The sequence below is a fragment of the Paraburkholderia sp. GAS33 genome (assembly GCF_050436645.1).
In the GTDB taxonomy this organism is placed as follows: Bacteria; Pseudomonadota; Gammaproteobacteria; order Burkholderiales; family Burkholderiaceae; genus Paraburkholderia; species Paraburkholderia phenazinium_B.
Genome location: NZ_JBNDMP010000002.1, coordinates 16,990 through 39,967, shown reverse-complemented (window position 1 = coordinate 39,967; position 22,978 = coordinate 16,990). Strand labels below are relative to the sequence as shown.

The window sequence follows — 22,978 nt, the reverse complement described above, 5'->3', positions numbered from 1 at the left end:
ACTCTTCAGGGCGTTCGCTTTCCGCAGGAGCCGTACCGTGTGGCATCTTCCGACCGCTATTCCCCCTGCGCTGTGCGCGTGGGTGGTTTTCATGAGTGTGCTGATCACGCAACTCGGCGCGCCGGTGCCGGCCGCGCCTATGCTGATTCTCGCGGGCACCATGGCTGCCGTCGGCGAAGTGTCCTACTCCAGCGTGTTTTTCGCCGCCGTGTGCGCCACCGTGCTGGCGGACGTCCTGTGGTTCACCACTGGCCGCTTGCGCGGCAGACGGATGCTGAATTCGCTGGTGCGCTTTTCACTGTCGTTCGACGCCGCAGTGCGACTTGCGCGCAACATCCTGGAGCGCCACGGCGCGCCGATTCTCGCGTTGGCTAAATTCATCCCCGGTATCGGCCTGATCGCCGCACCGTTGCTCGGCACCACCAGCATCGATGCACGTGTTTTCCTGTTCTGGGACATCGTGGGCGCCGCGCTATGGGCGGGTGTCTGGCTGGTCGGCGGCGCGGCGCTGCACGACTGGATCGCGCAAGGCGTGCAACTCGTGCGCCAGAACGGCGCCACGGTGTTCGACGTTTTCGCCGTGGTGGCCGTGCTGTTTGTCGGCTATCGCTGGGTGCGACGGTTTCAGTTTCGTCGTTGGCTGGCGGAGATTCGCATCAGCCCCGAGCAGCTTGACGAGCTGATGAAGTCAAGCGCGCCGCCGCTTATCTTCGATGCGCGGCCTCCGGAAGTGCGGGCGAAGGAAGCGTATCGGATACCGGGCGCGCGTGCCCTCGATCTCGATTCGCCAGAGCAACTCGATGAGAAACTGCGCGGGCGTCCGATCGTGGTGTATTGTGTCTGCCCGAATGAAGCCACGGCGAAGCGGATCGTCGCGCAGCTGCGTCGAAAGAACATTCACCATGTCCAGGCGCTCAAGGGCGGTCTCGATGCCTGGGAGCGCCGCGGTTATCCGGTCGAGCCGCTGTCGGCGGATTTTCATGCGCCGCGCGACGAGAATGGCGAGTTCGATCCGGTGCTCGACAGCGAATACACAGTAAGGGCACGCATGACGAAGTGATGCGCCTGTGCCGGCGCGCTACACACAACATAACGATTTCCGGGGCCCTCATGTCCAGTACGCAACACCTCCATCTGCTCAATCAGCTTGCCGAGATGCCGGTATTTCTGGAAAAGGCGTTTGCCGGCATGTCGCGTGAGCTGCTGGTACGCATGCCTGCCGAGGATAATTCGCCGCTGATCGAGCATCTGTGGCATCTGAAAGATTGCGAAAGCGATCTGTATGGACCGCGTATCGAGCGCGTGCTGAACGAAGACCGGCCGACTCTCCTGCCCATGGACGTCAGCGGCTGGCCGGTCGAGCGCGGCTACCATTCGCGCGACGGCGACCAGGCGATCCAGGAGTTCAGTGCGTTGCGTCACAAACTCATCGAGCAGTTGCGAGCCACCGAGCTCGCGTCGTTCGAGCGGGTCGGAGTTCGCACTGACGGTCATGAGGTTGGCGTCTACCGTCTGGCCGAGCAACTCGCCGATCACGACCGGGACCATCGCTGGCGCATGAGCGCAATCCTGCGCGAGTATCTGGAACGCTAAGCCAGACCGTCCGACGTGCCGGACGACAGCGTCGGCGCAACTCGGGCTTTCCCAAACCGCGACACGTGTGTCACTATCTCGTACATGAGCCCACGTAACGTCCCATTCCGGTCGCACCATCATCACGGCAGCAGTCCGTTGCGCCGTGGTTCGTTACGTCTCATAGCAGCGAAGCCTGGAACCCACTGAGTTCCTCGCTCATGCGAAAACGACCAAGGCGCCTATGGCGCCTTTTTTTTATTTCATCATCCTCAGGAGTTCAGTCATGACCATGATCCGTGGAACGCGTTTTATCGTCGGTGAAGAAGCGGCGCAAGCCCGTGCGCTGGAGAATCGCTTCCGGAGCTACCTTCATTGACGCAGGCGCGGAAGAGGCCATCGTTCCTGCGTTGTGGTCGCAGGATACGTTCGTGCAGAAAGCGGGCGGCAGCGAAATCATTGGCCAGATGTGGGCCTTCCCGGACAAGAAAGGCCGGCCCTGTTGCCTGATTCCCGAGGTGACCGCGCTCTTTCAGGAGCGATGTCAGGAACTGCTCGATCGCCGCAAGGAACGCATGCTGTTCTACGTGGCTCGCTGTTACCGCTATGAGCGGCCCCAGGCCGGACGGTACCGCGAATTCGTGCAACTGGGCTTCGAGTACCTGTGTTCGAACCCGCAGCGCGCGCTCGTGCGCAGCCGTGAAATAGGCGCGGGCTTTCTCGATTCGCTGGGACTCGATTACGCATTCGACATCGCTGCGAAGCGGGGCCTGAGCTACTACCTGAATGGCGAGGGCTTCGAGATCCGCTGCCCCGAACTCGGCGCGCAGCAGCAGGTGGCCGGTGGCGGCGCGTATCGGGAGGGTGCGGGCTTCGGGATCGGCGCAGAGCGCTTGCTGCTGGCGATGGGCACACAAGGTTTGTCGGCCACCGCTATTGCCCCGTCCTAGTGCAGCCGCGCTAAAAAGGGATACAGAACCCGGGTCGCCGCGGGAGCACAGTAGGCCCACCCGCCAGACCTGCCCGTTCTGGTTACATCCGTAACGGAGCTCGAATTCGCTCGTCCTATCATGTGCGCCAGTTTGACGCACCCTCTGCGGTTGAGGAGGGTATCCCCCATTCGCGGAGACATGTGATGTACGCAGAGAGTATCGATAAATTCGCAAAGGTCGGCGCGCACAAGGCGTCGTCGATCGCGCGCTCGCCGCTCGCTTTTCTGATCGGTGCGGCCATGGCCGGGGCCTATATCGGCTTCGGCGACATCCTGATGTTTTCAGTCGGCTCGCATGTCGATCCGGCTTATGTGCATCTGATCATGGGCGCGGTGTTCGCCTGCGCGTTGACGATCGTCGTGTTCGCCGGCTCGGATCTGTTCACCGGCACGGCCATGTACATGCCGTTTGCGGTGTTGCGCGGCGAGACGGGTGTCGGCGGGATGGTGCTGGTATGGGTGGTGTGCTGGATCGGCAATCTGATCGGTGCGGTGGTGCTCGCGGCGATTCTGCATGCGGCGGGCGGCGGCGTGCTGCTGACCGATGGCTCGGAAGTCTTCTTCAAGGCGGTGTCCGCGAAGATGAGCGCGCCGGGTCTCGCGCTGTTCGCCAAGGGCCTGCTGTGCAACTGGCTCGTGTGCCTCGCTATCTGGATGGCAGCGCGCACCAATAACGATGGCGCAAAACTTGGTCTGATTTTCTGGCCCGTGTTCGCGTTCGTGGCAAGCGGCTTCGAGCACAGCGTCGCCAATATGTTTGTGTTCGCACTCGCCCTGATCGGTGAGCATCCGGACAACATCACGCTGGCCGGTGCTGTGCACAACGAAATTTTTGTCACGCTCGGCAACCTGGCGGGCGGCGCGATTTTCATGGGGCTCGGCTACTGGCTGCAGGAAGGCGGTATTGGCCATCCGTCGAAGACCCGCTTGCCGGTTTCGGCAGGCAGCGCGCAGACCCACTGACGAACTGATCCGAAGCGGCGGCTACGCCCAATGCGCGCCGACCGCGCAGCCCGCCGCCACGATCAGCAGAACCAGCACGGTAATTGCGCTGTAGCGATAGTCGCGTTGCTGCAGAAACACGCCGAGCATCAGGATCAGGCGCAGCACTGGCAGGAGAATAAACAGCGCAATGCCGGCAGTGACGAGCGGCATGCCTGGCGGCAGCGCCGACCGATGCAATGCGGTGTGGACATCCGGCAACAGCAGAAGCAAACCCGCGGCGATCGTGAGAGACGCTATCCACGTGCCGCCTTTTAGCAACGCGGCGAGCCAGCGCTCGAGCGGTGTCATCACCGAGGCGAAGGTCGTAGGGGAGGCCGTGGCCGAAGCCGGAAAACGGTCGCTCATACCGGCCCGCTCACGGCTTTGACGTGGAATGCTTCGAACAGCATCTGTACCGCAAGCACAAGCAGGATCGCGACGAACATCAGCCGCAGCTTGTCGTTCGACAGACGCATCAGCACCCGTGCGCCGAGTACCGCACCCGCTACTGAGCCGAGTGCAACCGGTCCGGCAATCGCGCTGACGATATCGCCGCGCAGAAACCAGGCGCCGGCGCTGGCAGCCGCCGTCACGCCGATCATGAAGTTGGAAGTGGCCGACGAGACCTTGATCGGCAGGCGCAACGCCGTATCCATGGCGGGGATTTTCAGCACGCCGCTACCGATCCCGAGCAGCGCCGAAATCAAACCCGCACCGTACATCAGCAGCATGCCCAGTGGCACACGTTGCACCCGATAGGCGACCTCGCGGCCGAGTGCACGATCCGGATAGCTCGAATCGAGCGCAAGGGAAGCCGTCCAGCCTGCTGTCGCCGCAGTGCCGGTTGCAGCGTCAATTGAAGAGGTAACCGAAGCGCCGGCGACCGGATCGCTGCGCCGTACCAGCATCTGGCGTGCCGATACGAGCAGAACCAGCGCAAACAATATAAACAGCGCGAACACCGGAACGATCCCGACCAGCAGCACGCCGCACAGTGCACCCAAGGTCGTGGCGGTCTCCAGCACTACCGCGAGCCGTACGTTGGTCAGACGCTCGCGCAAGAACGGCGCTGCGCCGCCACACGAGCAGGCGATCACCGAGACGATGCTCGCGCCGATCGCCACGTGAATGTCGAGATGGCCGAACATGGTCAGAACCGGCACGATAAAAATGCCGCTCGCCATGCCGAGCATCCCACCGAGCGCACTCGCACCGAGCGATACCGCAAAGAGCCACAGCGTGAAGCTCATATCCATCGGAGTCTCCCGCGCGTCAGCCGCGTTTGCCGCAGCGGGCAAGCCGCGTCACGAACTGGATCTGATCGCCGCGGTAATGCAGCTGTTCGTAATCGACCGGTTGATGTCCGGCACCGTACGAAGTGCGTTCGATCAGAAAGATCGGACTGCCAGGTTCGACACCTAGTGCCTGCGCCACGGTCTCGTTTGCACAGGTAGCCTCGAGCCGGTACTCGGCTTCCACGAGTGGCGTGTCGTATTTCTGCTCGAGCAGGGCGAAGATCGGTTCGGTCTCCAGATCGTTGCCGATCACTTTCTCGCCAAGGTCTTTAGGCAGCCAGGTTTCGTCGAACGAGAGGGGCACGCCGTCCGCGAGCCGCACGCGCTGGATGCGCATCACCAGCGTGCCGGCCGCAAGGGCGAGGTGACGCGCGACCGTGTCGCTGGCGGGCAGCACCTGCTTGTCGAGCACACGAGCGCTCGGGTGACGGCCAAGCGCCTGCATATCTTCGACGAAGCCGCTCAGCTCCGTCAGTTCCTGGGTGATTTTGGGCTGGGTGACAAAGGTGCCTTTGCCGCGGCGGATTTCGATCAGGCCGCGTTTGATCAGGTTCTGAACCGTCTTATGGATGGTGGTGCGGCTCACGCCGAAGCGCTCGATCAGGCCGTCCTCGTTTGGCAGGCGGCTGCCGGCCGGATAGGTGCCGTCTGCGATGCTGGCCGCCAGCACCGCTTCGACCTGGGCGTACAGCGGCGTGGGGCTATCGGGATCGATTTTCATGTTGGACATAGTGACATCATGACGTCACTATGTCAATCGCCCCAGCGTCAGACGAGGCTATTCAATCCTTCCTCAATCGCCTCGACCCCGGTGGGCCGCACCACACGTGCGACTTCGGCGCCATCGCGAAGAAAAATCAGGGTGGGCCACAGCTTCACCCTGAACGATCGCCCAAGTGGGCGGCCGGGTCCGTCCTCGATCTTCAGATGACGTACCGCGGGATGTTCCGCGAGGGCTGCGCCGATCACCGGTTGTGCGCCCTGACAGTAGCCGCACCAGTCGGTGCCGAATTCGAGAACCGTTGCCCCCGTTAACGTATCGACCTCGGCACGTGTCGGTGAGGTGACGGAATAGGCGGTTTGAGTGGTCATTTTTGCTCCGGAACAGATGAGGCAGGCAGCACGATTTACCTCGCGGAGTGAATCGTTCTGCGTTGCGGGACGGCTTCAATGTATCGGAAAACTTCACGCGCGGCATTGTGCGAACATGCCGTCCGCGAGCGCATCGTTTATGCGTGGTTCAAAACGTATTCTGATGCTCAAATACGCGCTCTGCATGCGAGAATCCTGCGAAAGCATTTCTGCGTGCGGAGGGGTCGCAGCCATTGCAATTTCGCACCGCCGTGAATCGCTGGGGACCACCGATTACAGCTACAACAATCCAACCGGGCAACCGTCTCGAGGAGATTGCGTTAATGAAGCCGGACAGTTCAATGACCGACGCATTGCGCGCTGGTTTGACCACGACCTTTCTGGTCGGCGGCGGGGAGATGGGGGCACTGATCCGCGCCTACGACTGGGCCTCGACTTCGATCGGCGCGCCTGAAAACTGGCCGCAAGGCCTGAAGACCGCGATCCGCATCATGCTCACCTCGCGCCAGCCGATCTGGATCGGTTGGGGCCCCGATCTGCTGTACTTCTACAACGACCCGTACAAGTCGATTATCGGCGGCAAGCATCCAGTGGCGCTCGGCCAGCCGACCGCGGTCGTGTGGCACGAGATCTGGAGCGACATCGCGCCACTGCTCGAGACCGCGTTGACGGGCGCCGAAGGTACCTTCGTCGAACAGAAGCTGCTGATCATGGAGCGCAACGGCTTCCCGGAGGAGACCTACTACACCTTCTCGTATAGCCCGATTCCGAACGACGACGGCACGGCCGGCGGCATCATCTGCGCGAACAGCGACGATACCTCGCGCGTCATCGGCGAACGCCAGTTGATGCTGCTGCGCGAACTGGCCGCATCGACTGCGGATGCACGGCAGTGGCGCGACGCGTGCGAATTGAGCGCCCGCGCGCTGCGGAGCAATCCGCGCGATCTCCCGTTCGCCTTGCTGTACATCGCGGAACCTGGCTCAGCGGACGTGACACTGGCGGGCGCAAGCGGTATCGCGCCCGGTCATCGCGCTGCGCCGGAATCGATGAGCGGGGCCGAAGACGCGCCGTGGCCCGTTGCTGAAGCGCTGCGAACGCAAGGTGCGGTGGTGGTGCGCGACCTGGCGCGGCGCTTCGGGCCTGGATTACCCAGCGGCCCATGGAGTCTCGAGCCTACCCAGGCGGTCGCGTTGCCCATCATGCCCGGTGGCGAAACGGGACGTGCGGCAGTCCTGATTGTTGCGGTGAACCCCTGCCGCCTGCTGGACGAGGGCTATCACGCGTTTCTGAACCTGCTCGCGGGGCAAATCGGCGCTGCCATCGGGTACGCTCACGCGTACGAGGAAGAACGCCGGCGTGCCGAAGCGTTGTCCGAAATCGACCGGGCTAAAACAACGTTTTTCTCCAACATCAGCCACGAATTCCGCACGCCGCTCACCTTGATGCTGGGACCGCTCGAAGAGCTGCTCGCCAAACAGGATGCAACCAGCGAGGCCGATCGCAATCTCCTCGAGATCACGCATCGCAATGGTCTGCGGCTTCTGAAGCTCGTCAACGCACTGCTCGATTTTTCCCGTATCGAAGCGGGGCGTTTTCAGATCAACCCCCAGCCGACCGATATCGCCGCGTTCACGACTGAACTCGCCTCGCTGTTTCGCTCCGCGATCGAAACGGTCGGGCTGCAACTCGAAGTGGACCGTGGCGTGGATGTGGGTGGCGAGCCGATCATTGCGCAGATCGATCGCGACATGTGGGAAAAGGTCGTGATGAACCTGCTGTCGAACGCGTTCAAATTCACATTTTCCGGTTCGATCAAGGTCTCGCTACGGCAGGGGCGGGACGGCAGCGTCGAGATGTGCGTCGCGGATACCGGCATCGGCATTCCACCAGAAGAGATCCCACGCCTGTTCGAGCGGTTTCACCGGGTGGCGGGGTCGCCGGGCCGCTCGGTCGAAGGCAGCGGCATCGGTCTTGCGATGGTGCAGGAGCTGGTCAAACTGCACGGCGGCACGATCAGGGTCGACAGCACGCCGGGTGTGGGCAGCTGCTTTACGGTGGTCTTGCCGCCCGTCGGTGGCCCGCTTGCCGTGTCTGCGGCTGAAGCCACACCAACCTCGCCGGCCGCGCTAAGCCGGCACGCGTTCGCTTATGTCGATGCCGCGCGGCGCTGGATCCCTGAGTCGAACCAGTTGGACGAGATCGGCACCGACGAGCCGCAATCATTGCTGGAGACCGCCGAAACGTCAGCGCCCTTGCAGGACGGACAGGTTGTCGCGCGGGTGCTGGTGGTCGACGACAACGCCGATTTGCGAGACTACATGCGCCGCATTCTCGGCCAGGCAGGGCATGAGGTTCAGGTCGCCGTCGACGGCGAGGAAGCGCTGGAAGTGGCACGCGCGGCGCTGCCGGATCTGATCGTCTCGGACGTGATGATGCCGCGGCTCGACGGCTTCGGCCTGCTGCGCGAACTTCGCAGCGACCCGGTCTTGCGCGAAACGCCGGTACTGCTGCTCTCGGCCCGTGCAGGGGAGGAAGCGCGCTTAGGCGGCCTCGAGTCCGGCGCCGACGACTATCTGACCAAGCCTTTCTCGGCGCGTGAACTCGTCGCGCGCGTGGCAGGCAATCTGCAGCTGGCCCGGCTGCGGCGCGAGACCGAGCGCAATCTGCGCGAAGAGTCGCGCACGCTGGAAATCCTCAACCGCGTCGGCACAGCCGTGGCGGCGGAACTCGACCTGGGCCGCGCCGTTCAGGTCGTCACCGATGCGGCAACGGAGCTCACGGGCGCCGCGTTTGGCTCGTTTTTCTATAACGTGCAGTCGCCACCCGAAGCGCAGGTTGATCAGTTCAGCCAGGCTAATCGGGACGATGACGGTGACCGCTACATGCTGTACGCGCTCTCCGGCGCGCCGAAAGAAGCATTCGCCAGTTTGCCGATGCCGCGCATTACCGCCCTGTTCGAGACCACCTTCAAGGGCGAGGGCATCGTGCGTGTCGACGATGTGACGCAGGACCCGCGCTATGGCAGGAATGTGCCGTTTCGCGGCATGCCCGCCGGCCACCTGCCAGTGCGCAGCTACCTCGCCGCGCCGGTGATTTCGCGCACGGGTGAAGTGATCGGCGGTTTGCTGTTCGGCCATCCGGAACCCGGTGTGTTCACGACGCGCTCCGAACGCATCGTCGTGGGTATTGCGGCGCAGGCGGCCATTGCGATCGACAATGCGCGGCTCTATCAGGCGGCGCAATCGGAAATCGCCGAGCGCACCAAAGCCGAGGGTGCCTTACGTGAGTTAAACGAAACGTTGGAGCGCCGCGTGAGCGAAGCGGTCGCCGATCGCGACCGTCTGTGGGAACTGAGCGAAGATCTGCTGGTGGTGGCGAGTTTCGACGGCACGCTGCAACGCATCAGTCCGTCGTGGCAGAGTACGCTCGGCTATCCGCTGCACTGGTTAATGTCGCACTCGTACCTGAATCTGCTTCACCCCGACGAAGTCGAAATGGTGACGGGGCAACTGGAGCGTTTGCGCCGCGCAGGCGTGCCGGTGCGTTACGAATCTCGCCTGAAACGTGCCGACGGCGCGTGGCGCTGGGTGGCGTGGACCTTGTCCCTCGATCCGGCTTCGGAACGTATCCACGGCGTGGGGCGCGATGTCACCGCCGACAGGGACAACGCCGAAGCGCTGCAGCACGCCGAAGAGGCGCTGCGCATGGCGCAGAAGATGGAGTCGATCGGCAAGCTGACCGGCGGCGTAGCGCACGATTTCAACAACCTGCTGCAGGTGATCGGCGGCAATCTGCAACTGCTGGCAAAGGACGTGGCCGGTGTCGACAAGGCCGAGCAGCGGGTGCGCAATGCGCTGGCGGGTGTGGCGCGCGGCGCCAATCTGGCCTCGCAGCTGCTAGCCTTCGGGCGGCGCCAGCCGCTCGCGCCGAAGGTCGTCAATCTCGGCCGTTTTATTCGCGGTCTCGACGATATGTTCCGCCGCGCGCTCGGCGACGGCATCGAAATCGAAACGGTGGTGTCGGGCGGTCTGTGGAATACGCTGGTCGATCCGTTCCAGGTCGAAAACGCGCTGCTCAATCTGGCGATCAACGCGCGCGATGCGATGCGCGGACACGGCAAGCTCACCATGGAAGCCGGCAACGCCTCGCTCGACGACGCCTACGCGCAGCGCAATGCCGAGGTGACGCCGGGACAGTATGTGATGGTCGCGCTCACCGATACCGGTTCGGGCATGCCGCCGGAAGTGCGCGAGCGTGCCTTCGAGCCGTTCTTCACGACCAAGCCTGAAGGGCAGGGTACGGGTCTCGGGCTCAGCATGGTGTACGGCTTCGTCAAGCAGTCGGGCGGCCACGTCAAGATCTACAGTGAGCCGGGTCACGGTACGACGGTGCGCATCTATCTGCCGCGTGTGCGTCAGGAAGAAGACCTCGAAACGCAGATCGATGCAGGGCCGGCGAAGGGCGGCGCGGAAACGGTGCTGGTAGTCGAGGACGACGAAGACGTGCGGAGCACGGTAGTGGAGATGCTGAGCGACCTCGGCTATACGGTGCTCAAGGCCAAGGATGCACAGAGCGCGTTGGCGATCGTCGAGAGCGGCGTGCCGATCAATCTGCTGTTTACGGACGTGGTGATGCCGGGGCCGCTGCGCAGTACCGAACTGGCTCGCAAGGCGCGCGAGCGCTTGCCCGATATCGTGGTGCTGTTTACCTCGGGCTACACGGACAACGCAATCGTACACGCCGGCAGACTGGACGAAGGCATCGAGTTGCTGAGCAAGCCGTACACTTACGAGGCGCTCGCTCGCAAAGTGCGTCACGTGCTGCGGAACCAGTTCTGGCAGCCGCACGACGAAGCCATTGCCGCCGTGCAGGAGGCGGGAGCGGCTGCTGGCGGCGACGCCGCCGACGACGTCACCGAGGCCGTCAGTAGTTTGAACATTCTGTACGTCGAAGACGACGAACTGGTGCGCCTGAGTACCACCGAATTGCTCAGGACATTCGGACTGCAGATCGTCGAGGCCGCAAGCGATGTGGAAGCCATGCGTGTGCTGCGCGAGCGGCCGTTCGACGTGCTGCTGACCGATGTCGGCCTGGCTGGCAAGTCGGGAGTCGATCTGGCGATCGATGCATGCCGCGATCATCCGCACTTGCAGGTGATCTTTCTGACCGGCTACGATCTGGTGCTGACGCCCGAACAACGGGAGCGGTTGCCCAACGCCATTCCCTTGCGCAAGCCGTATGATCCGATCGCGCTGGTCGATCTGTTGCGCCGTTGCGCGGACTGACGCAACGTCTGTGCTATATCTGAAGAACTGCTGTTTAACTGTGATTGACGAGGATGCCCCCGTATGGACCGCCTGCAGGCAATGGAAGTCTTCACCCGCGTGGTCGAGACCAACAGCTTTTCAAAGGCAGCTGAGCTGCTCGATCTGCCGCGCGGATCGGTCAGCAACCTGATCCAGGCGCTCGAGGAACACGTCGGTGTGCGGCTGTTGAACCGCACAACCCGGCAGGTCAGTGTCACCGAAGATGGTGCGTTGTACTACGAACGTTGCGTCGGCATTCTCTCGGAGATATCGGATGCGGAGTCGTCGCTGTCGAACAAGCGGCAAAGCCCGGCGGGCACCATTCGCGTCGACACCTCCGGGACGCTGGCGAAGGCGTTGCTGTTGCCGGCGCTCGGCGATTTCTACCGGCAGTATCCCGAGATCGACGTTCGACTGGGCCTCGCGGACCGCAATATCGATCTGATTCAGGACGGCGTCGATTGCGTGATCCGTATGGGTGCGCTGGAAGAGTCGAGCCTCGTCGCACGGCGCATCGGCAACTCGCGTATCACCACCTGCGCGTCGCCTGCCTATCTCGCCGAGCATGGCATACCGACCACGCTGGAAGAACTCCAGGGGCATCGCGCCGTCAACTACGTCTCTGCGCGCAGCGGCAAGGTCTTTCCGTTCGAATACGAAGTGAATGGCGAGGTGGTCAAGGTAACGCTCGAAGGCGGACTGGCGGTGAACGACGGCACCGTCTACATTACCGCCGGCGTGCTCGGCTACGGCATTATCCAGCCGTCGCGTTTCATGGTGGCGGAGATGATCGAGCGCGGCGAGCTGCAGGAAATACTGACCGAGTACAAGATTCCTTCGACGCCGCTTTCGCTGGTCTATCCGCATCGGCGCATGAGCTCGCGAGTGCGTGCGTTTACCGAGTGGTTCACCGAGCTCACTAACCGGCATCCGGATCTGGGCCGTTAATCCGTTGATCCGTTGATCCACGGGTGCGATGCGAGGCAGAGCAGGGGAGGCGCGTCGTGAATCCGGCTACGCACCGTCCTTGCCTGCAGAGGTCAACGAGGCGTCAACGAGAGGTCAATGAGCGGACGGCGCGGCAGCGCCCCCGCCCGCGGCTTCGATCCCATCCACGCTCGCATGGATGCGACCACCGGCGAAGCGCACGCGCAGGTTGCGGTACTTCCTGAGGTAATGCAGTCCCACCAGCGCAGCGCCGAAACCGGAAGCCGCGCCCACCCCGAGCGCCCAGCGCGGGCCGAAGTGATCTGCCACCCAGCCGACGATCGGCGCGCCAAGCGGCGTGCCGCCCAGTGCGATAGCCAGCAGGATCGCCACCACCCGGCCACGCATGGCGGGTTCGGTCGACAGTTGCACGAGGCTATTCGTCGAGGTGGTGAAGGTTTGCGTACACATGCCGATCACGACCAGCGTGGCGCCGAACAGCCCGTAGGTGGGCATGCATGCCGCGAGCGTACAGCCAAAGCCGAACAGGCCAGCGCTGACCAGTAACAGCGCGAGGCGCGGGCGCGCGCGGCGTGCCGCCAGCAGCGCACCGGCCACCGAGCCGATTGCCATGGTGGATGTCAGGAGTCCGTACTGGCTGGCATTGGCATGAAACGCCGTGACCGACATGGTCGAAATAAAGATGGGAAAGTTAAGCCCGAAGGTGCCGATCATAAACAGCATCGTCAGCAGCGCTCTGAGGTCGGGGCGGCTCCAGACATAACGGAAGCCATCGACGAAAGCCCCACGCGCGCGGCGTGCCTTCAGCTTATGGTGCAGTTCGTGAACGCGCAGGATCTTCAGCGAGCACAGCACCGCCGCAAACGACGCCGCGTTGATGAGGAACACCCAGCCCGTCCCCACCGAGGCGATCAGCACGCCGGCGACCGCCGGCCCGATCATCCGGCCGGCGTTGAAGGAGGTGGAATTGAGCGCCACCGCGTTCGACAGATCCTCTTCTCCCACCAGCTCCGCGACGAAGGTCTGACGCGCGGGAGAGTCGAACGCAGTGACGCAGCCAAGCAGGAACGCGAACACGTACACCTGCCACAACTGCACGAGGCCGGTCAGCGTCAGCACGCCGAGCCCGAGCGCCAGCGCGGCCATCGTTGCCTGGGTGACCAGCAGCAACTTGCGGCGATCCAGATGGTCTGCGGCATAACCGGTCAGCGGCAGCAGAAGCAGCATGGGGCCGAACTGCAACGCCATCACGATGCCCACCGCAGTCGCATTCCTGTGCGTGAGCTCGGTGAGAACGAGCCAGTCTTGTGCGGTGCGCTGCATCCAGCTACCCACGTTGGAGATCAGTCCTCCGCTGGCCCAGACCCGGTAATTGAAGCCGCTCAGCGAGCGGAAAGTACCTTTCACCGGACTATCCCCGAAGCGCGCGTGCGCCTGGCCCGCGTGAGCGTGCACCCGCGTGCGTTACCTGCGTGGCAAGCGCGTTCATGCGCGGGTCTTGTCGAGCAGCGCGACGATTTCCGCCGTCGTGCCGGTCTCGCCGAGGCGCGGGAAAATCCGCGTGATCGCATTGTGGTGGGTCTCGGCGCTGAGGTCGGTCATGGCGTCGACGGCGAGCGTGACGTTAAAGCCCAGCTCGTAGGCCTGACGCGCGGTCGATTCAACGCCGATTGAGGTCGCCACGCCGGCCATCACGACCTGGGTGACGCCCTTGTCCTTGAGATACTGCTCGAGGTCGGTGCCCACGAACGCGCCCCATGTGCGCTTGGTGACGAGATGATCTTCCGGTTGCGGGTTCAGCTCGGCGACGAGATCCGTCCAGCCGGCGGGAAACTCGCCCGTGTGGCGAGCCTGCTCGGTGCGTCCTGGTGCGCCGCCGGCCACGTTGACGAGCACGATCGGCAGCCGGTGCGCGCGGAACGCGTCGAGCAATACCCGGCTTTGCTTCACGACTTCGCCGGCCGGATGAGCGGTGGGAAGTCCGACGATGCCGTTTTGCAGATCGATGACGATGAGTGCGGTTTTCGGGTCGAGCGTAGTGATAGCCATGATGGAGTCCTGTTTGAGGGGAGGGACGATGCCGCGCCGTGAGAGCGTGCGGCGAGCGACGGGATCAGATCAGGTGTCGACGAGGCGTTTGAGCAGTTCGACTGCGCTTGCCAGTTGCGCCTGCTCGGCCGGCGCGAGCCGGGCGCGAATCTCGCGAAACAGCCAGTCTTCGCGCGCGGCCCGGCCGGTCCGGATTGCTTCCTGGCAGGCCGGGGTGAGCGACAGAACGGTTTGCCGTCCGTCGTCGGGATCGGGGGCGCCGGTGACGAAGCCTGCCGCCTTCAGCGCGGCAACCGCTTCGCCCATCGATTGCGGGCGGATGCCCTCGGCCCGCGCCAGAGCGGTAACGGTGGCAGGGCCTTCCTTCTCCAGACGGGACAGCACGCGCACCTGGGTCCAGCTCAGGTCGCCGAAATGCGACTGTTCGCGCAGCCGGCGCTTCAACCGGCCGACGACCACGCGTAACTCGCTGGCCAGCGCGAGCGCGCGGGCGGCTTCGGGGTCAGGGGAGGATTCGCTCATGTGCGGGATGGTGTGCCGATGCGTGGATGCGTTTTATCCGGGTCGGCCGCGAACTCAGCCGGGCGGATAACTGCGAAGGGTACCTGCTAAGGCTACCTTCATATGTGGTCGCAAGTCAAGTTGAAAGCGTCGGCCAGCGCGGCTGGCGGTCTCGTTGCCGCCGGCCCAGCCAGACTTACATGATGGAGTGCGCGTTACCTGACTCCCGGCGCGAGCCGGTCATCGTTGGCGTTGTCCGCGCCGTCCGTGCGTGCGCCGTCGTCGGCCTCGGCGACGGTCCCGCGTCTGCGCGCCTCCAGCAGGTCCTGATAGTGCAGCCACGACGCGGTCTCGCCCGATTTGGCGGCGTACATCGCCGCGTCGGCGTTGAGCAGAAGGGCGGCGGCGGAGGTGCCGTCGGCCGGATAGTGGCTGATGCCGATACTTGCTCCGACCAGCATCGACTGTCCATCGATCAGCAGCCGGTCGTTCAGGGCGCGGATGATGTCGCCGGCGATGGTGGGCGCGGCGTCCGTGGAGGGCGTACCCCTAAGCAGCACGATGAACTCATCGCCGCCCAGACGCGCCACCATATCGCCATCGGACAACACCAGCTTGATGCGCCGCGCGACGCTGGCGAGCACGCGGTCGCCGACGGCATGGCCGTACTGGTCGTTGATCTGCTTGAACCGATCGAGGTCGACGAACAGCACCGCGAGTTGCTCGCCGCTAGCGGCGGCTTCGCTGATCGCGGTCTCCAGCTTCTGGGTGAACAGCAGGCGGTTGGGCAGGCCGGTCAAGGCATCGTGACTGGCGAGATGAACCAGCTCATGCTGCTTGTTATGGAGCACATCGAGTTGCGAACGGATTTCCCGGCGCATCCGGTCGAAGCAGCGCGCGAGCACGCCGATTTCGTCGGTGCGTCTAAGCGGCAAGGCGCCCATCGTATGGTCTGCGAAGAAATGTGTAGCGGCATGCGCAAGCATCTGCAGTGGTTGGGTGAGCGCCCGCGCGAACAGGATGGCCAGCAAAAAGGCGAGCACGCTCGACACCAGCACCATGCGCACGATGCTGTTGCCAAGCAGCGTGGCGCCTGCCAGCACGTCGGTGAGCGGCTTGGCGATGCCCAGCACGATAAAGCGGTTGCCGTCCGCCACGCCGAATGGTCTGCGGATAAAGGCATACACGTAGCCCGCTGCCTCATGCGGTTGCAGCAGACCGTTCATGGACACTCTGTTTTTCGACTGCTCGAACAGCGGTTTCGTGGCCGGGAAGTTGTCCTGCATGAGGATGCGCCGCCCGCGATCGAAACCGAAGGTCTGCGAAGCATCCGGGTGCATCAGAAAATCGCCCCACTCATTGGCGAGATACACCTCGTAGCCGCGCGGCAAGTCGACCTGCAACAGCTTGAGCAGGCTCGCGAGATCCACGTCGATCACGAGGACGCCGGTCGCCTTGCCGTCCGCGGCGACAACCGGCGTGGCGAGGCGCAACGTCGCCTTGCCTTCGGCGGAATGCGCGCCGTGCTCGTGGTTGACCGTGATCGGCGAAACATAGATGCCGCGCGCCGGCAGCGCGAGCGTGTCGAACACATAGGCAAACTGGCCTTTCTCCTGCAAGCCCTTTGCCGCGACCCGCACGGCGCTTTGCGCGTCGCGGTCGAAGCGGATCAGTTCGAGGCCATAGCGCTGACGCGCGATCAGCCGGACCTGCAGGTACTCGGGGTGATTCGCCATGATGCTGGCGAATACCGTGGCAAGGCGTTCGCGAGCATCGTTGGTGCCCGAGCCGTCGTCGGATTGCGCGACCGACGCTGCCGACGGCAAGGTCGCGAGCACGAGCGCATCCTGCGACACGTCGCCCAGCGCCACGGAAAAGCGCTGGCTCAGCAACTCGGTCGAAGTCAGGAGATTCTGCTCGGCTTCGTTTACCAGCATCGTGCGGTTGGCTCGGTACGCATAGTAGCCGGTCGCGCCGGACGCCACCACGCCGATACAGGCGAGCAGGATCGACAGCTTGAAGGTCAGGCCGGGGCGCATCATCTGAAGCCCTCCGGCAGGTCGCCCGAAACGATCTTGCTCCACAACGCTTCGCGCTGCTGAATATCGTCCACCGGGCGCAGCCAGATCAGGTGCGCATCGGCGTTGCTCTCCGGCGAAGGTGTGAGCGTATTGGCGAGGCCCTGGCGCTGCGTCAGCATCCCGCTGACATCCGGTTCGAGCATGTAGTTGATCCATGCAAGGGCGAGCGGACGATCGGCTGCGGTGCTCGTCATGGCCCAGCAGTCGAGCCAGGCGAGGGCGCCTTCGTCGGGAATCACATAGCCCACATCGGCGCCGGCCCGGCGCAACTGCGCGAGCTGCTGGGTGCCGTAGTTGCCGAACATCAGCGCAACCTTGTGCTGGATGAAGAATGCGGTCGCCTCTTCGGGCAGGTTGTAATACGTCAGAAGATTGCGCCGCAGACCGATCAGTTTCAGGGCGATGTCGTGGGTTTGTGCGGGCGTGAGCCGGAACGGATCGGGATAGCCGAGCGCCAGCGCCGTGAACGAGAAATTATGCTGGGCGCTATTGAAATCGAGCACCTTGCCGCGGTATTGCGGATTCCACAGTTCCGCCATGGAATGCGGTGCGACCGGGATCTGCTTGCGATCGTAAATCAGCCCCATCGACGAGTACGTGAACGGAATGGCGTAGACCTTGCCGGCCACGCTCAGGCCTTCGATACCGCCGCGCGGCTGGAAGCGCGGCAGTTGCCGCTGCGTGTTGGGAAGCTGCGCGAGGTCGAGCGGCGCGAGCATGTGCTCGTGGGTGTAGCGCTGGATTTCCGCGGTATTGGCGGCGAGCACGTCGTAGTGCGGCATGCCGCCCGCATGCATCTTGTCCCACAGGGCTTCGTCGGAATCGACCAGCGTCACTTCAACCGTCGTATGGAAGCGGGCCTCGAAGGCTTTCACGACATCGCTATCCGCGTAGCCGGGCCATGCCAGCACGCGCAACACGCTTGCAGCGGCCGTAGCAGGGGCGGCCGCCAGCAGGCAGCCGGTCAGGAACAGCACAAGCACGGTGAAGACGCGACATGCGCGCCAGATCATGCACTGTGAATTCGACGGTGTCCTAACGGCTTGTGGCGGCTGCCGCAAGCGGGATAGGGGGGCCCAGCGCATGTCATCGGTCCTTTTCAAACGCGTACACGGAATCGATACCGCCTGGCATCACGCGCTCGAATTCGAGCAACGCATGCCTGCGACGCCGGCCGCTGCGTCGTCATGTCCGACGGCGACAGGCAGGCCGCCGGGCTGACGAAGCTTGATCTGATGTTCGTGTTTTGCGAAGGTTATGCGCACCTTCAGTGTTTTCGCCGCTGGCCTTCGGCCCGATTACCTCTCGCCAAAAACACCCGAACGCGCCTCTCTGCTGCATAACGACCTGGCAGAGGATATCTTTAGTTGTGTCTTCTCCAGCTAATCTTTCCAAAAATATCAGGCATAGATGTCGTACAAAAAAAAGCGGCCCCGAAGGGGCCGCCTGGTACTTTCATTTTATGCTTCGTGCTTCGGTTTGCTCTTCCGAGCTGAAGCTGAAGCCGCGTGAGTCGCTTAGGACGACATCACAGTGACCGACTTCGTCACCAGATACGCTTCGAGGGCTTCCGGACCGCCTTCGGAGCCGTAGCCCGAATCCTTCACGCCGCCGAACGGCATTTCCGGCGTCGGCGTGGCGGGCTGGTTGATCCACAACATGCCGACTTCAAGCTGTTGCGACAGCAGATGCACGTTGGCGAACGACTTGGTGAACGCGTAGCCAGCCAGACCGTACGGCAGGCGGTTGGCTTCGGCAATGGCGTCTTCGAGCGAATCGAAGCCGCGAATCGCCGCGACCGGGCCGAACGGCTCGTTATTGAACACATCGGCTTCTAGCGAAACATTGGTCAGCACCGTCGGCGCAAAGAAGTTGCCTTCCGAGCCGACGCGCTCGCCGCCAGTAGCGACCGTTGCGCCGGTAGCGCGGGCGTTGTCGAGCACCTTGGCCATGGCCGTGAGGCGGCGCGAGTTGGCAAGCGGGCCGAGCGTCGTGCCTTCGACCAGACCGTCACCGAGCTTCAGGCTTTCGGCGTGCTTGATGAGCGCCTGTTCGAACTGTTCGCGGATGCTGTTGTGCACGAGGAAACGCGTCGGCGAGATGCAGACCTGACCCGCGTTGCGGAACTTCGCCGCGCCGGCTGCCTTGACCGCCAGTTCGACGTCCGCGTCTGCCGCGATGATGACCGGTGCATGACCGCCCAGTTCCATGGTGGCGCGCTTCATGTGCTGCCCGGCGAGGGCGGCCAGTTGCTTGCCGACAGGCGTCGAACCGGTGAACGTGACCTTGCGGATCACCGGATGTGGGATCAGGTAGCTGGAAATCTCGGCCGGGTCGCCGAACACGAGGCCCACGGTGCCGGGCGGCACGCCGGCTTCGACGAACGCCTGCAGCAGCGCGGCCGGCGATGCCGGGGTTTCTTCCGGCGCCTTGACGAGGAACGAGCAACCGCTCGTCAGAGCGGCGCTCAGCTTGCGCACGACCTGATTGACCGGGAAATTCCACGGCGTGAAAGCCGCTACCGGACCGATCGGCTCCTTCAGGACCAGTTGCTGGGCCGCCAGATTGCGCGGCGGCACGACGCGGCCGTAGATGCGGCGGCCTTCATCGGCGAACCATTCGATGATGTCGGCTGCGGACAGCATTTCGATGCGGGCTTCGGCGAACGGCTTGCCTTGCTCCTGCGTCATCAGGCGTGCGATGTCCGAAGCGCGTTCGCGCACCAGTGCCGCGGCCTTGCGCATGGTGTTGGCGCGCTCGTTGGCGGGAATCTTGCGCCAGGCCGCGAAGCCTTTTTGCGCGGCCTCCAGCGCCCGGTCCAGATCGGCGATGCCAGCGTGCGCAACCTTGCCGATCGGCTTGCCGGTGGCGGGATTGATGACTTCGATAGTCTTGCCGCTCGCGGCGTCGCACCACTCGTTGTTGATCAGGAGTCGGGTGTCGGTATAGCTCGATGTAGCCATGCTGGGTTCCTCTGATGGGTGGGGCAAGCGGCCGCGACAACAGGCTGGCGGCCGAGGATGGACTGCAGATAAGCTTATCTTAGCCGATTGTGGGTAGCCTCACAGGCGGCGCGGGTAAGCGCCGGCCGGTATCGGACAGGGGTATGGCGCTTATTCTCTGGCGGAGGGGGCTTTCTGATGGTTGGCGCATTCGGCCGTAAAAACCATGCTGGCCTGGTCGGGCGTCATGGACTGGCCCTCCGGGCCGTAGATGCGCTCGATGATGGCGTTGAGCGCCTGCTGGTCGGCCTTGCCCTGGTAATACTTGGCCGCCTGGTCGAGCGCCTGCGTTTTCGTTTTCTTGTGCATGCGCCACGAGGCGACTTGCCCGGCGATATCGCCGATCGCAAAACATTGGTCGTTCACTGTTTGCGCAACCGCCTGCGCGGCTGGTTGCGCGAGGCACATTGCCAGCGCCGCCGATAACACTGCTCGCTTCATCACTACGTTTTGTTGTCCGATACGTGGCGGCCCGCAGCGCGGCCGAGGGTATCGGCGAGCGGGGAACCGCAAAACAAAAGGACGTAGTTTACCGAGAAGTGAGTGGCGGCGGCATTCAGACCGGCAAATGGGCTTGCCACGCCACTACCGGCGCCTCGGATGGAGCCGTACGGCCTTAGCGCAGTCCGCCGCTGGCTACCAGCGTCTCGCCCGTGATCCATCCAGCGTCATCCGACGCCAGGAACACGGCCACCCGCGCGATATCCTCCGGCTGACCGAGCCGGCCAAGCGGCGTTTGCGCCACGACCGCGGTTGCCATTTCGGATGCGATGATGCCGCCGTCTTTCGTGCCCTCGGTTTCCACCATGCCCGGATTCACCGAATTGACGCGAATCTTGCGCGGCCCCAGTTCGCGAGCCAGCACGCCCGTGATCGCATCGACGGCGCCCTTGGTGGCCGTGTACGCGACGCTGCCCGGCGGCGTGATGCGGCTGACGACCGAGCCGACGTTGACGATGCTGGCGCCTTCACCGAGATGCTTCGAGGCCGCCTGCGTGATCAGCAGCAGCCCGCGCACGTTGACATTGAAGTGCTTGTCGAAGTGCTCTTCGGTGATTTGTTCGACCGGCGCGAAATCATAAACGCCCGAGTTGTTGACGAGGACGTCGAGGCGGCCATACGTTTCGATGGCTGCATCGACGATGCCTTGAGCATCCGCTGCCTTCGAAACGTCGCCACGCACGGCGACTGCCTTGCCGCCGGCTTGCGTGATCGCGGCGACGACCTTGTCGGCACCCGCCTGGCTCGATGCATAGTTGACGACGACCGAGGCGCCTTCTGCTGCGAGCGCCTGGGCGATGGCGGCGCCGATACCTTTCGATGCACCGGTTACGACGGCTACTTTGCCTGTGAGTTTGGCCACGATTGCTTCCTTTGAGAGGTCCATGTAACCGCGCCCGGGCGGGACGATTCCCGCGGGTGCGAACAGGATGGGACTGGAGGCAATGTAGTGGATCGCCGGCCCGGGATCATCGGGCTCGCGGCGAATTCATTTGACGGATGGGGCGAACAATGGGGCGGTGTGGCGGGAGTTTCCCCGGCAACTTGCCGGGGAACCTGCAAGGAAATCCGCCCGGCAGGCCCGTGCGGGGGCCCGCCGCGCGCGAAGCATCAATGCTCGGCCGGTTGTGCCGCCGAAGCCGGCGTATCGGTTTGCGCGAGGCGGCGCTCGAGCAGCGCCTTCGATTCCTGCACCGGTTTGCCCTGCAGTTTATTGAGCGCCTGCTGCAGCATGAAGTCGCCGCTCGAGCCGAACTCCACCGGCGCGCGATCGCGGTCGTGCTGGCGTTGCTCCGGCGTTTCCTTGTCACTCTTTTCTTCGAGCATCTGCACTTCTTCCTGACGGTCCTGTGCGCGCGCTTCGAGTTCCTTCTTCTCGTTCGGGTCCTGAATATTGGCCAGATGATTCGGATAATCGGCTTCGCGTGTCACGAGTGCATCGTCGGGATCGCCATCCGCGAACTGGTCGACGGCCACGTCAGGACGGATGCCGATGTCCTGGATCGAGCGGCCGCTCGGCGTGTAGTAATAAGCGGTTGTGAGACGCAAGGCCGTGTCCTGGGTCAGGGGCACGGAGGTTTGCACAGAGCCCTTGCCGAAAGTGGTCTTGCCGATAATCAGCGCGCGATGCGCATCCTGCAACGCGCCCGCCACGATCTCCGATGCCGACGCCGTGTACGCGTTGGTCAGCACGATCATCGGCACGGTCTTGAAGATCGCCGGCTCGTTTTGCAGCGGGTCGCTCACGAAGGACGGCAGGCGGTAATACGTGTAGCTGTCGCGATAAGCCTGCTTCGAATACTCGACCTGGCCGTTGGTCGTCACCACCACGGAATCGCGTGGCAGAAAGGCACCCGCTACACCGACCGCGCTTTGCACGAGCCCACCACCGTTGTTGCGCAGGTCGAGTACGAGGCCTTTCAGATTCGGTTGTTGCCGGGCGATCTCGGCGAGCTTCACCGCGAGGTCGGGGGTAGTGCGCTCCTGGAAGCTCGTAATGCGCACGTAAGCGTAGCCGGGCGCCGGCGTTCCCGATTTCACGCTTTGCAGATTGATGATCGCGCGCGTAATCGTGAGCGGGAATGTACGGTCTTCGCTCTTGCGGTAGAGCGTGAGCGTGACCTTGGTGCCTGGCGTGCCGCGCATCAGCGCCGCGGCCTGATCGGGCGTCATGCCGCTGACCGGCTTGTCGTCTATGTTGGTGATCAGGTCTCCCGGGCGAATGCCGGCCCGAAACGCGGGCGTGTCCTCGATCGGCGAGATGACCTTGATGAGCCCGTCTTCCGCACCGCTTTCAATGCCGATGCCGGCAAAGCGTCCCGTGATCTGTTCCTGCAGGTCGCGGAAGTCGGTCTTGTCGAGATACGCCGAGTGCGGATCGAGGCTCGACACCATGCCTTTGATCGCAGCGGTGAGGAGCTTGTCGTCGTCGACGGGTTCGACGTATTCCTGCTTGATCTGCCCGAATACTTCGGCAAAGAGTCTGAGCTGATCGAGCGGTAGCGGCGCCGATGGCGGCTGCGCTGCGAACGTGGACAACGGCAGCATCGCCAGCGTGCCGAATGTCAGATTCAGGGCTAAGACACAGGACAATTTCTGCATGATGGCGGCTCGATGTGCGTGATGGCTCATCACACATTAGCGCAGTCATTTC

At 63.5% G+C, this 22,978-nt stretch carries 19 protein-coding genes; 6 read left to right on the top strand and 13 right to left on the bottom strand.

The window, feature by feature from the left end; translation table 11 throughout:
- The first annotated feature begins 37 nt into the window (after positions 1-37).
- The 4 genes from P3T24_RS06580 to P3T24_RS06565 all read left to right on the top strand — a co-directional run bounded on the left by P3T24_RS06580 (position 38) and on the right by P3T24_RS06565 (position 3,526).
- Positions 38-1,060 (top strand): DedA family protein/thiosulfate sulfurtransferase GlpE, encoded by a 1,023-nt coding sequence (locus P3T24_RS06580; protein WP_429287040.1) that lies wholly within the window; start codon positions 38-40, stop codon positions 1,058-1,060.
- A 50-nt stretch (positions 1,061-1,110) separates the two neighbouring features.
- Positions 1,111-1,593, top strand: a complete 483-nt coding sequence (locus tag P3T24_RS06575; protein ID WP_074264442.1) for a DinB family protein — start codon at positions 1,111-1,113, stop codon at positions 1,591-1,593.
- A 278-nt stretch (positions 1,594-1,871) separates the two neighbouring features.
- Positions 1,872-2,522 carry an ATP phosphoribosyltransferase regulatory subunit gene (locus P3T24_RS06570; RefSeq protein WP_429433306.1) on the top strand — a complete coding sequence of 217 codons (651 nt, stop codon included), beginning with the start codon at positions 1,872-1,874 and terminating at the stop codon, positions 2,520-2,522.
- A gap of 185 nt (positions 2,523-2,707) precedes the next feature.
- Positions 2,708-3,526, top strand: a complete 819-nt coding sequence (locus P3T24_RS06565) for a formate/nitrite transporter family protein (RefSeq protein WP_074264443.1) — start codon at positions 2,708-2,710, stop codon at positions 3,524-3,526.
- 21 nt (positions 3,527-3,547) lie between these two features.
- On the opposite strand, the gene P3T24_RS06560 is transcribed toward P3T24_RS06565, so the two are convergent.
- From P3T24_RS06560 to P3T24_RS06545, 4 genes are read right to left on the bottom strand one after another with little or no spacing between them, the layout of a single operon-like run.
- The gene (locus tag P3T24_RS06560; RefSeq protein WP_429433304.1) at positions 3,548-3,913 is read right to left on the bottom strand and encodes a DUF1634 domain-containing protein; all 366 of its coding nucleotides are present in this window, start codon (positions 3,911-3,913) and stop codon (positions 3,548-3,550) included.
- Entirely contained in the window at positions 3,910-4,803 is an 894-nt protein-coding gene (locus P3T24_RS06555; RefSeq protein WP_429404857.1) for a sulfite exporter TauE/SafE family protein, read from the bottom strand. Before P3T24_RS06555 ends, P3T24_RS06560 begins: the two co-directional genes overlap by 4 nt.
- 16 nt (positions 4,804-4,819) lie before the next feature.
- Positions 4,820-5,572 carry a GntR family transcriptional regulator gene (locus P3T24_RS06550; RefSeq protein WP_429433302.1) on the bottom strand — a complete coding sequence of 251 codons (753 nt, stop codon included), beginning with the start codon at positions 5,570-5,572 and terminating at the stop codon, positions 4,820-4,822.
- A 38-nt stretch (positions 5,573-5,610) separates the two neighbouring features.
- Positions 5,611-5,934: a thioredoxin family protein gene (locus P3T24_RS06545; protein WP_429433300.1), complete on the bottom strand. Its 324-nt coding sequence runs from the start codon at positions 5,932-5,934 to the stop codon at positions 5,611-5,613.
- 323 nt (positions 5,935-6,257) lie between these two features.
- On the opposite strand from P3T24_RS06545, the gene P3T24_RS06540 reads away from it, so the two are divergent.
- Together P3T24_RS06540 and P3T24_RS06535 are read left to right on the top strand one after the other, a co-directional pair.
- Positions 6,258-11,222, top strand: a complete 4,965-nt coding sequence (locus tag P3T24_RS06540; RefSeq protein WP_429433298.1) for a response regulator — start codon at positions 6,258-6,260, stop codon at positions 11,220-11,222.
- A 63-nt stretch (positions 11,223-11,285) separates the two neighbouring features.
- Positions 11,286-12,191, top strand: a complete 906-nt coding sequence (locus tag P3T24_RS06535; RefSeq protein ID WP_429404862.1) for a LysR substrate-binding domain-containing protein — start codon at positions 11,286-11,288, stop codon at positions 12,189-12,191.
- A 114-nt stretch (positions 12,192-12,305) separates the two neighbouring features.
- Here P3T24_RS06535 and P3T24_RS06530 read toward each other — a convergent pair whose 3' ends face one another.
- The 9 genes from P3T24_RS06530 to P3T24_RS06490 all read right to left on the bottom strand — a co-directional run bounded on the left by P3T24_RS06530 (position 12,306) and on the right by P3T24_RS06490 (position 22,926).
- Complete coding sequence (locus P3T24_RS06530; RefSeq protein ID WP_429433296.1) at positions 12,306-13,598, bottom strand: MFS transporter; 1,293 nt, start codon at positions 13,596-13,598, stop codon at positions 12,306-12,308.
- 78 nt (positions 13,599-13,676) lie between these two features.
- Entirely contained in the window at positions 13,677-14,240 is a 564-nt protein-coding gene (locus tag P3T24_RS06525; RefSeq protein ID WP_074264448.1) for an isochorismatase family protein, read from the bottom strand.
- A gap of 69 nt (positions 14,241-14,309) precedes the next feature.
- Complete coding sequence (locus P3T24_RS06520) at positions 14,310-14,762, bottom strand: MarR family winged helix-turn-helix transcriptional regulator (protein WP_429404867.1); 453 nt, start codon at positions 14,760-14,762, stop codon at positions 14,310-14,312.
- 194 nt (positions 14,763-14,956) lie between these two features.
- The gene (locus P3T24_RS06515; protein ID WP_429433294.1) at positions 14,957-16,783 is read right to left on the bottom strand and encodes a diguanylate cyclase domain-containing protein; all 1,827 of its coding nucleotides are present in this window, start codon (positions 16,781-16,783) and stop codon (positions 14,957-14,959) included.
- A complete protein-coding gene (locus tag P3T24_RS06510; protein WP_429433292.1) occupies positions 16,780-17,835 on the bottom strand; it encodes an extracellular solute-binding protein in 1,056 nt (351 codons plus the stop codon). Before P3T24_RS06510 ends, P3T24_RS06515 begins: the two co-directional genes overlap by 4 nt.
- A 504-nt stretch (positions 17,836-18,339) precedes the next feature.
- Complete coding sequence (locus P3T24_RS06505) at positions 18,340-19,785, bottom strand: NAD-dependent succinate-semialdehyde dehydrogenase (RefSeq protein ID WP_429287035.1); 1,446 nt, start codon at positions 19,783-19,785, stop codon at positions 18,340-18,342.
- 150 nt (positions 19,786-19,935) lie between these two features.
- A complete protein-coding gene (locus P3T24_RS06500) occupies positions 19,936-20,265 on the bottom strand; it encodes a hypothetical protein (protein WP_429433290.1) in 330 nt (109 codons plus the stop codon).
- A gap of 175 nt (positions 20,266-20,440) precedes the next feature.
- The gene (locus P3T24_RS06495) at positions 20,441-21,187 is read right to left on the bottom strand and encodes a glucose 1-dehydrogenase (RefSeq protein ID WP_429433288.1); all 747 of its coding nucleotides are present in this window, start codon (positions 21,185-21,187) and stop codon (positions 20,441-20,443) included.
- 248 nt (positions 21,188-21,435) lie between these two features.
- Positions 21,436-22,926 (bottom strand): S41 family peptidase, encoded by a 1,491-nt coding sequence (locus P3T24_RS06490; RefSeq protein ID WP_143787506.1) that lies wholly within the window; start codon positions 22,924-22,926, stop codon positions 21,436-21,438.
- Between the last annotated feature and the right edge of the window lie 52 nt (positions 22,927-22,978).

Excerpts from the sequence above, each read along its gene's own strand:
- P3T24_RS06515 (WP_429433294.1), bottom strand. The coding sequence starts at position 16,783 with ATGATGCGCCCCGGCCTGACCTTCAAGCTGTCGATCCTGCTCGCCTGT.
- P3T24_RS06510 (WP_429433292.1), bottom strand. The coding sequence starts at position 17,835 with ATGATCTGGCGCGCATGTCGCGTCTTCACCGTGCTTGTGCTGTTCCTG.
- P3T24_RS06520 (WP_429404867.1), bottom strand. The coding sequence starts at position 14,762 with ATGAGCGAATCCTCCCCTGACCCCGAAGCCGCCCGCGCGCTCGCGCTG.
- P3T24_RS06525 (WP_074264448.1), bottom strand. The coding sequence starts at position 14,240 with ATGGCTATCACTACGCTCGACCCGAAAACCGCACTCATCGTCATCGAT.
- P3T24_RS06505 (WP_429287035.1), bottom strand. The coding sequence starts at position 19,785 with ATGGCTACATCGAGCTATACCGACACCCGACTCCTGATCAACAACGAG.
- P3T24_RS06540 (WP_429433298.1), top strand. The coding sequence starts at position 6,258 with ATGAAGCCGGACAGTTCAATGACCGACGCATTGCGCGCTGGTTTGACC.
- P3T24_RS06560 (WP_429433304.1), bottom strand. The coding sequence starts at position 3,913 with ATGAGCGACCGTTTTCCGGCTTCGGCCACGGCCTCCCCTACGACCTTC.
- P3T24_RS06490 (WP_143787506.1), bottom strand. The coding sequence starts at position 22,926 with ATGCAGAAATTGTCCTGTGTCTTAGCCCTGAATCTGACATTCGGCACG.
- P3T24_RS06555 (WP_429404857.1), bottom strand. The coding sequence starts at position 4,803 with ATGGATATGAGCTTCACGCTGTGGCTCTTTGCGGTATCGCTCGGTGCG.
- P3T24_RS06500 (WP_429433290.1), bottom strand. The coding sequence starts at position 20,265 with ATGAAGCGAGCAGTGTTATCGGCGGCGCTGGCAATGTGCCTCGCGCAA.
- P3T24_RS06565 (WP_074264443.1), top strand. The coding sequence starts at position 2,708 with ATGTACGCAGAGAGTATCGATAAATTCGCAAAGGTCGGCGCGCACAAG.
- P3T24_RS06535 (WP_429404862.1), top strand. The coding sequence starts at position 11,286 with ATGGACCGCCTGCAGGCAATGGAAGTCTTCACCCGCGTGGTCGAGACC.
- P3T24_RS06575 (WP_074264442.1), top strand. The coding sequence starts at position 1,111 with ATGTCCAGTACGCAACACCTCCATCTGCTCAATCAGCTTGCCGAGATG.
- P3T24_RS06545 (WP_429433300.1), bottom strand. The coding sequence starts at position 5,934 with ATGACCACTCAAACCGCCTATTCCGTCACCTCACCGACACGTGCCGAG.
- P3T24_RS06550 (WP_429433302.1), bottom strand. The coding sequence starts at position 5,572 with ATGTCCAACATGAAAATCGATCCCGATAGCCCCACGCCGCTGTACGCC.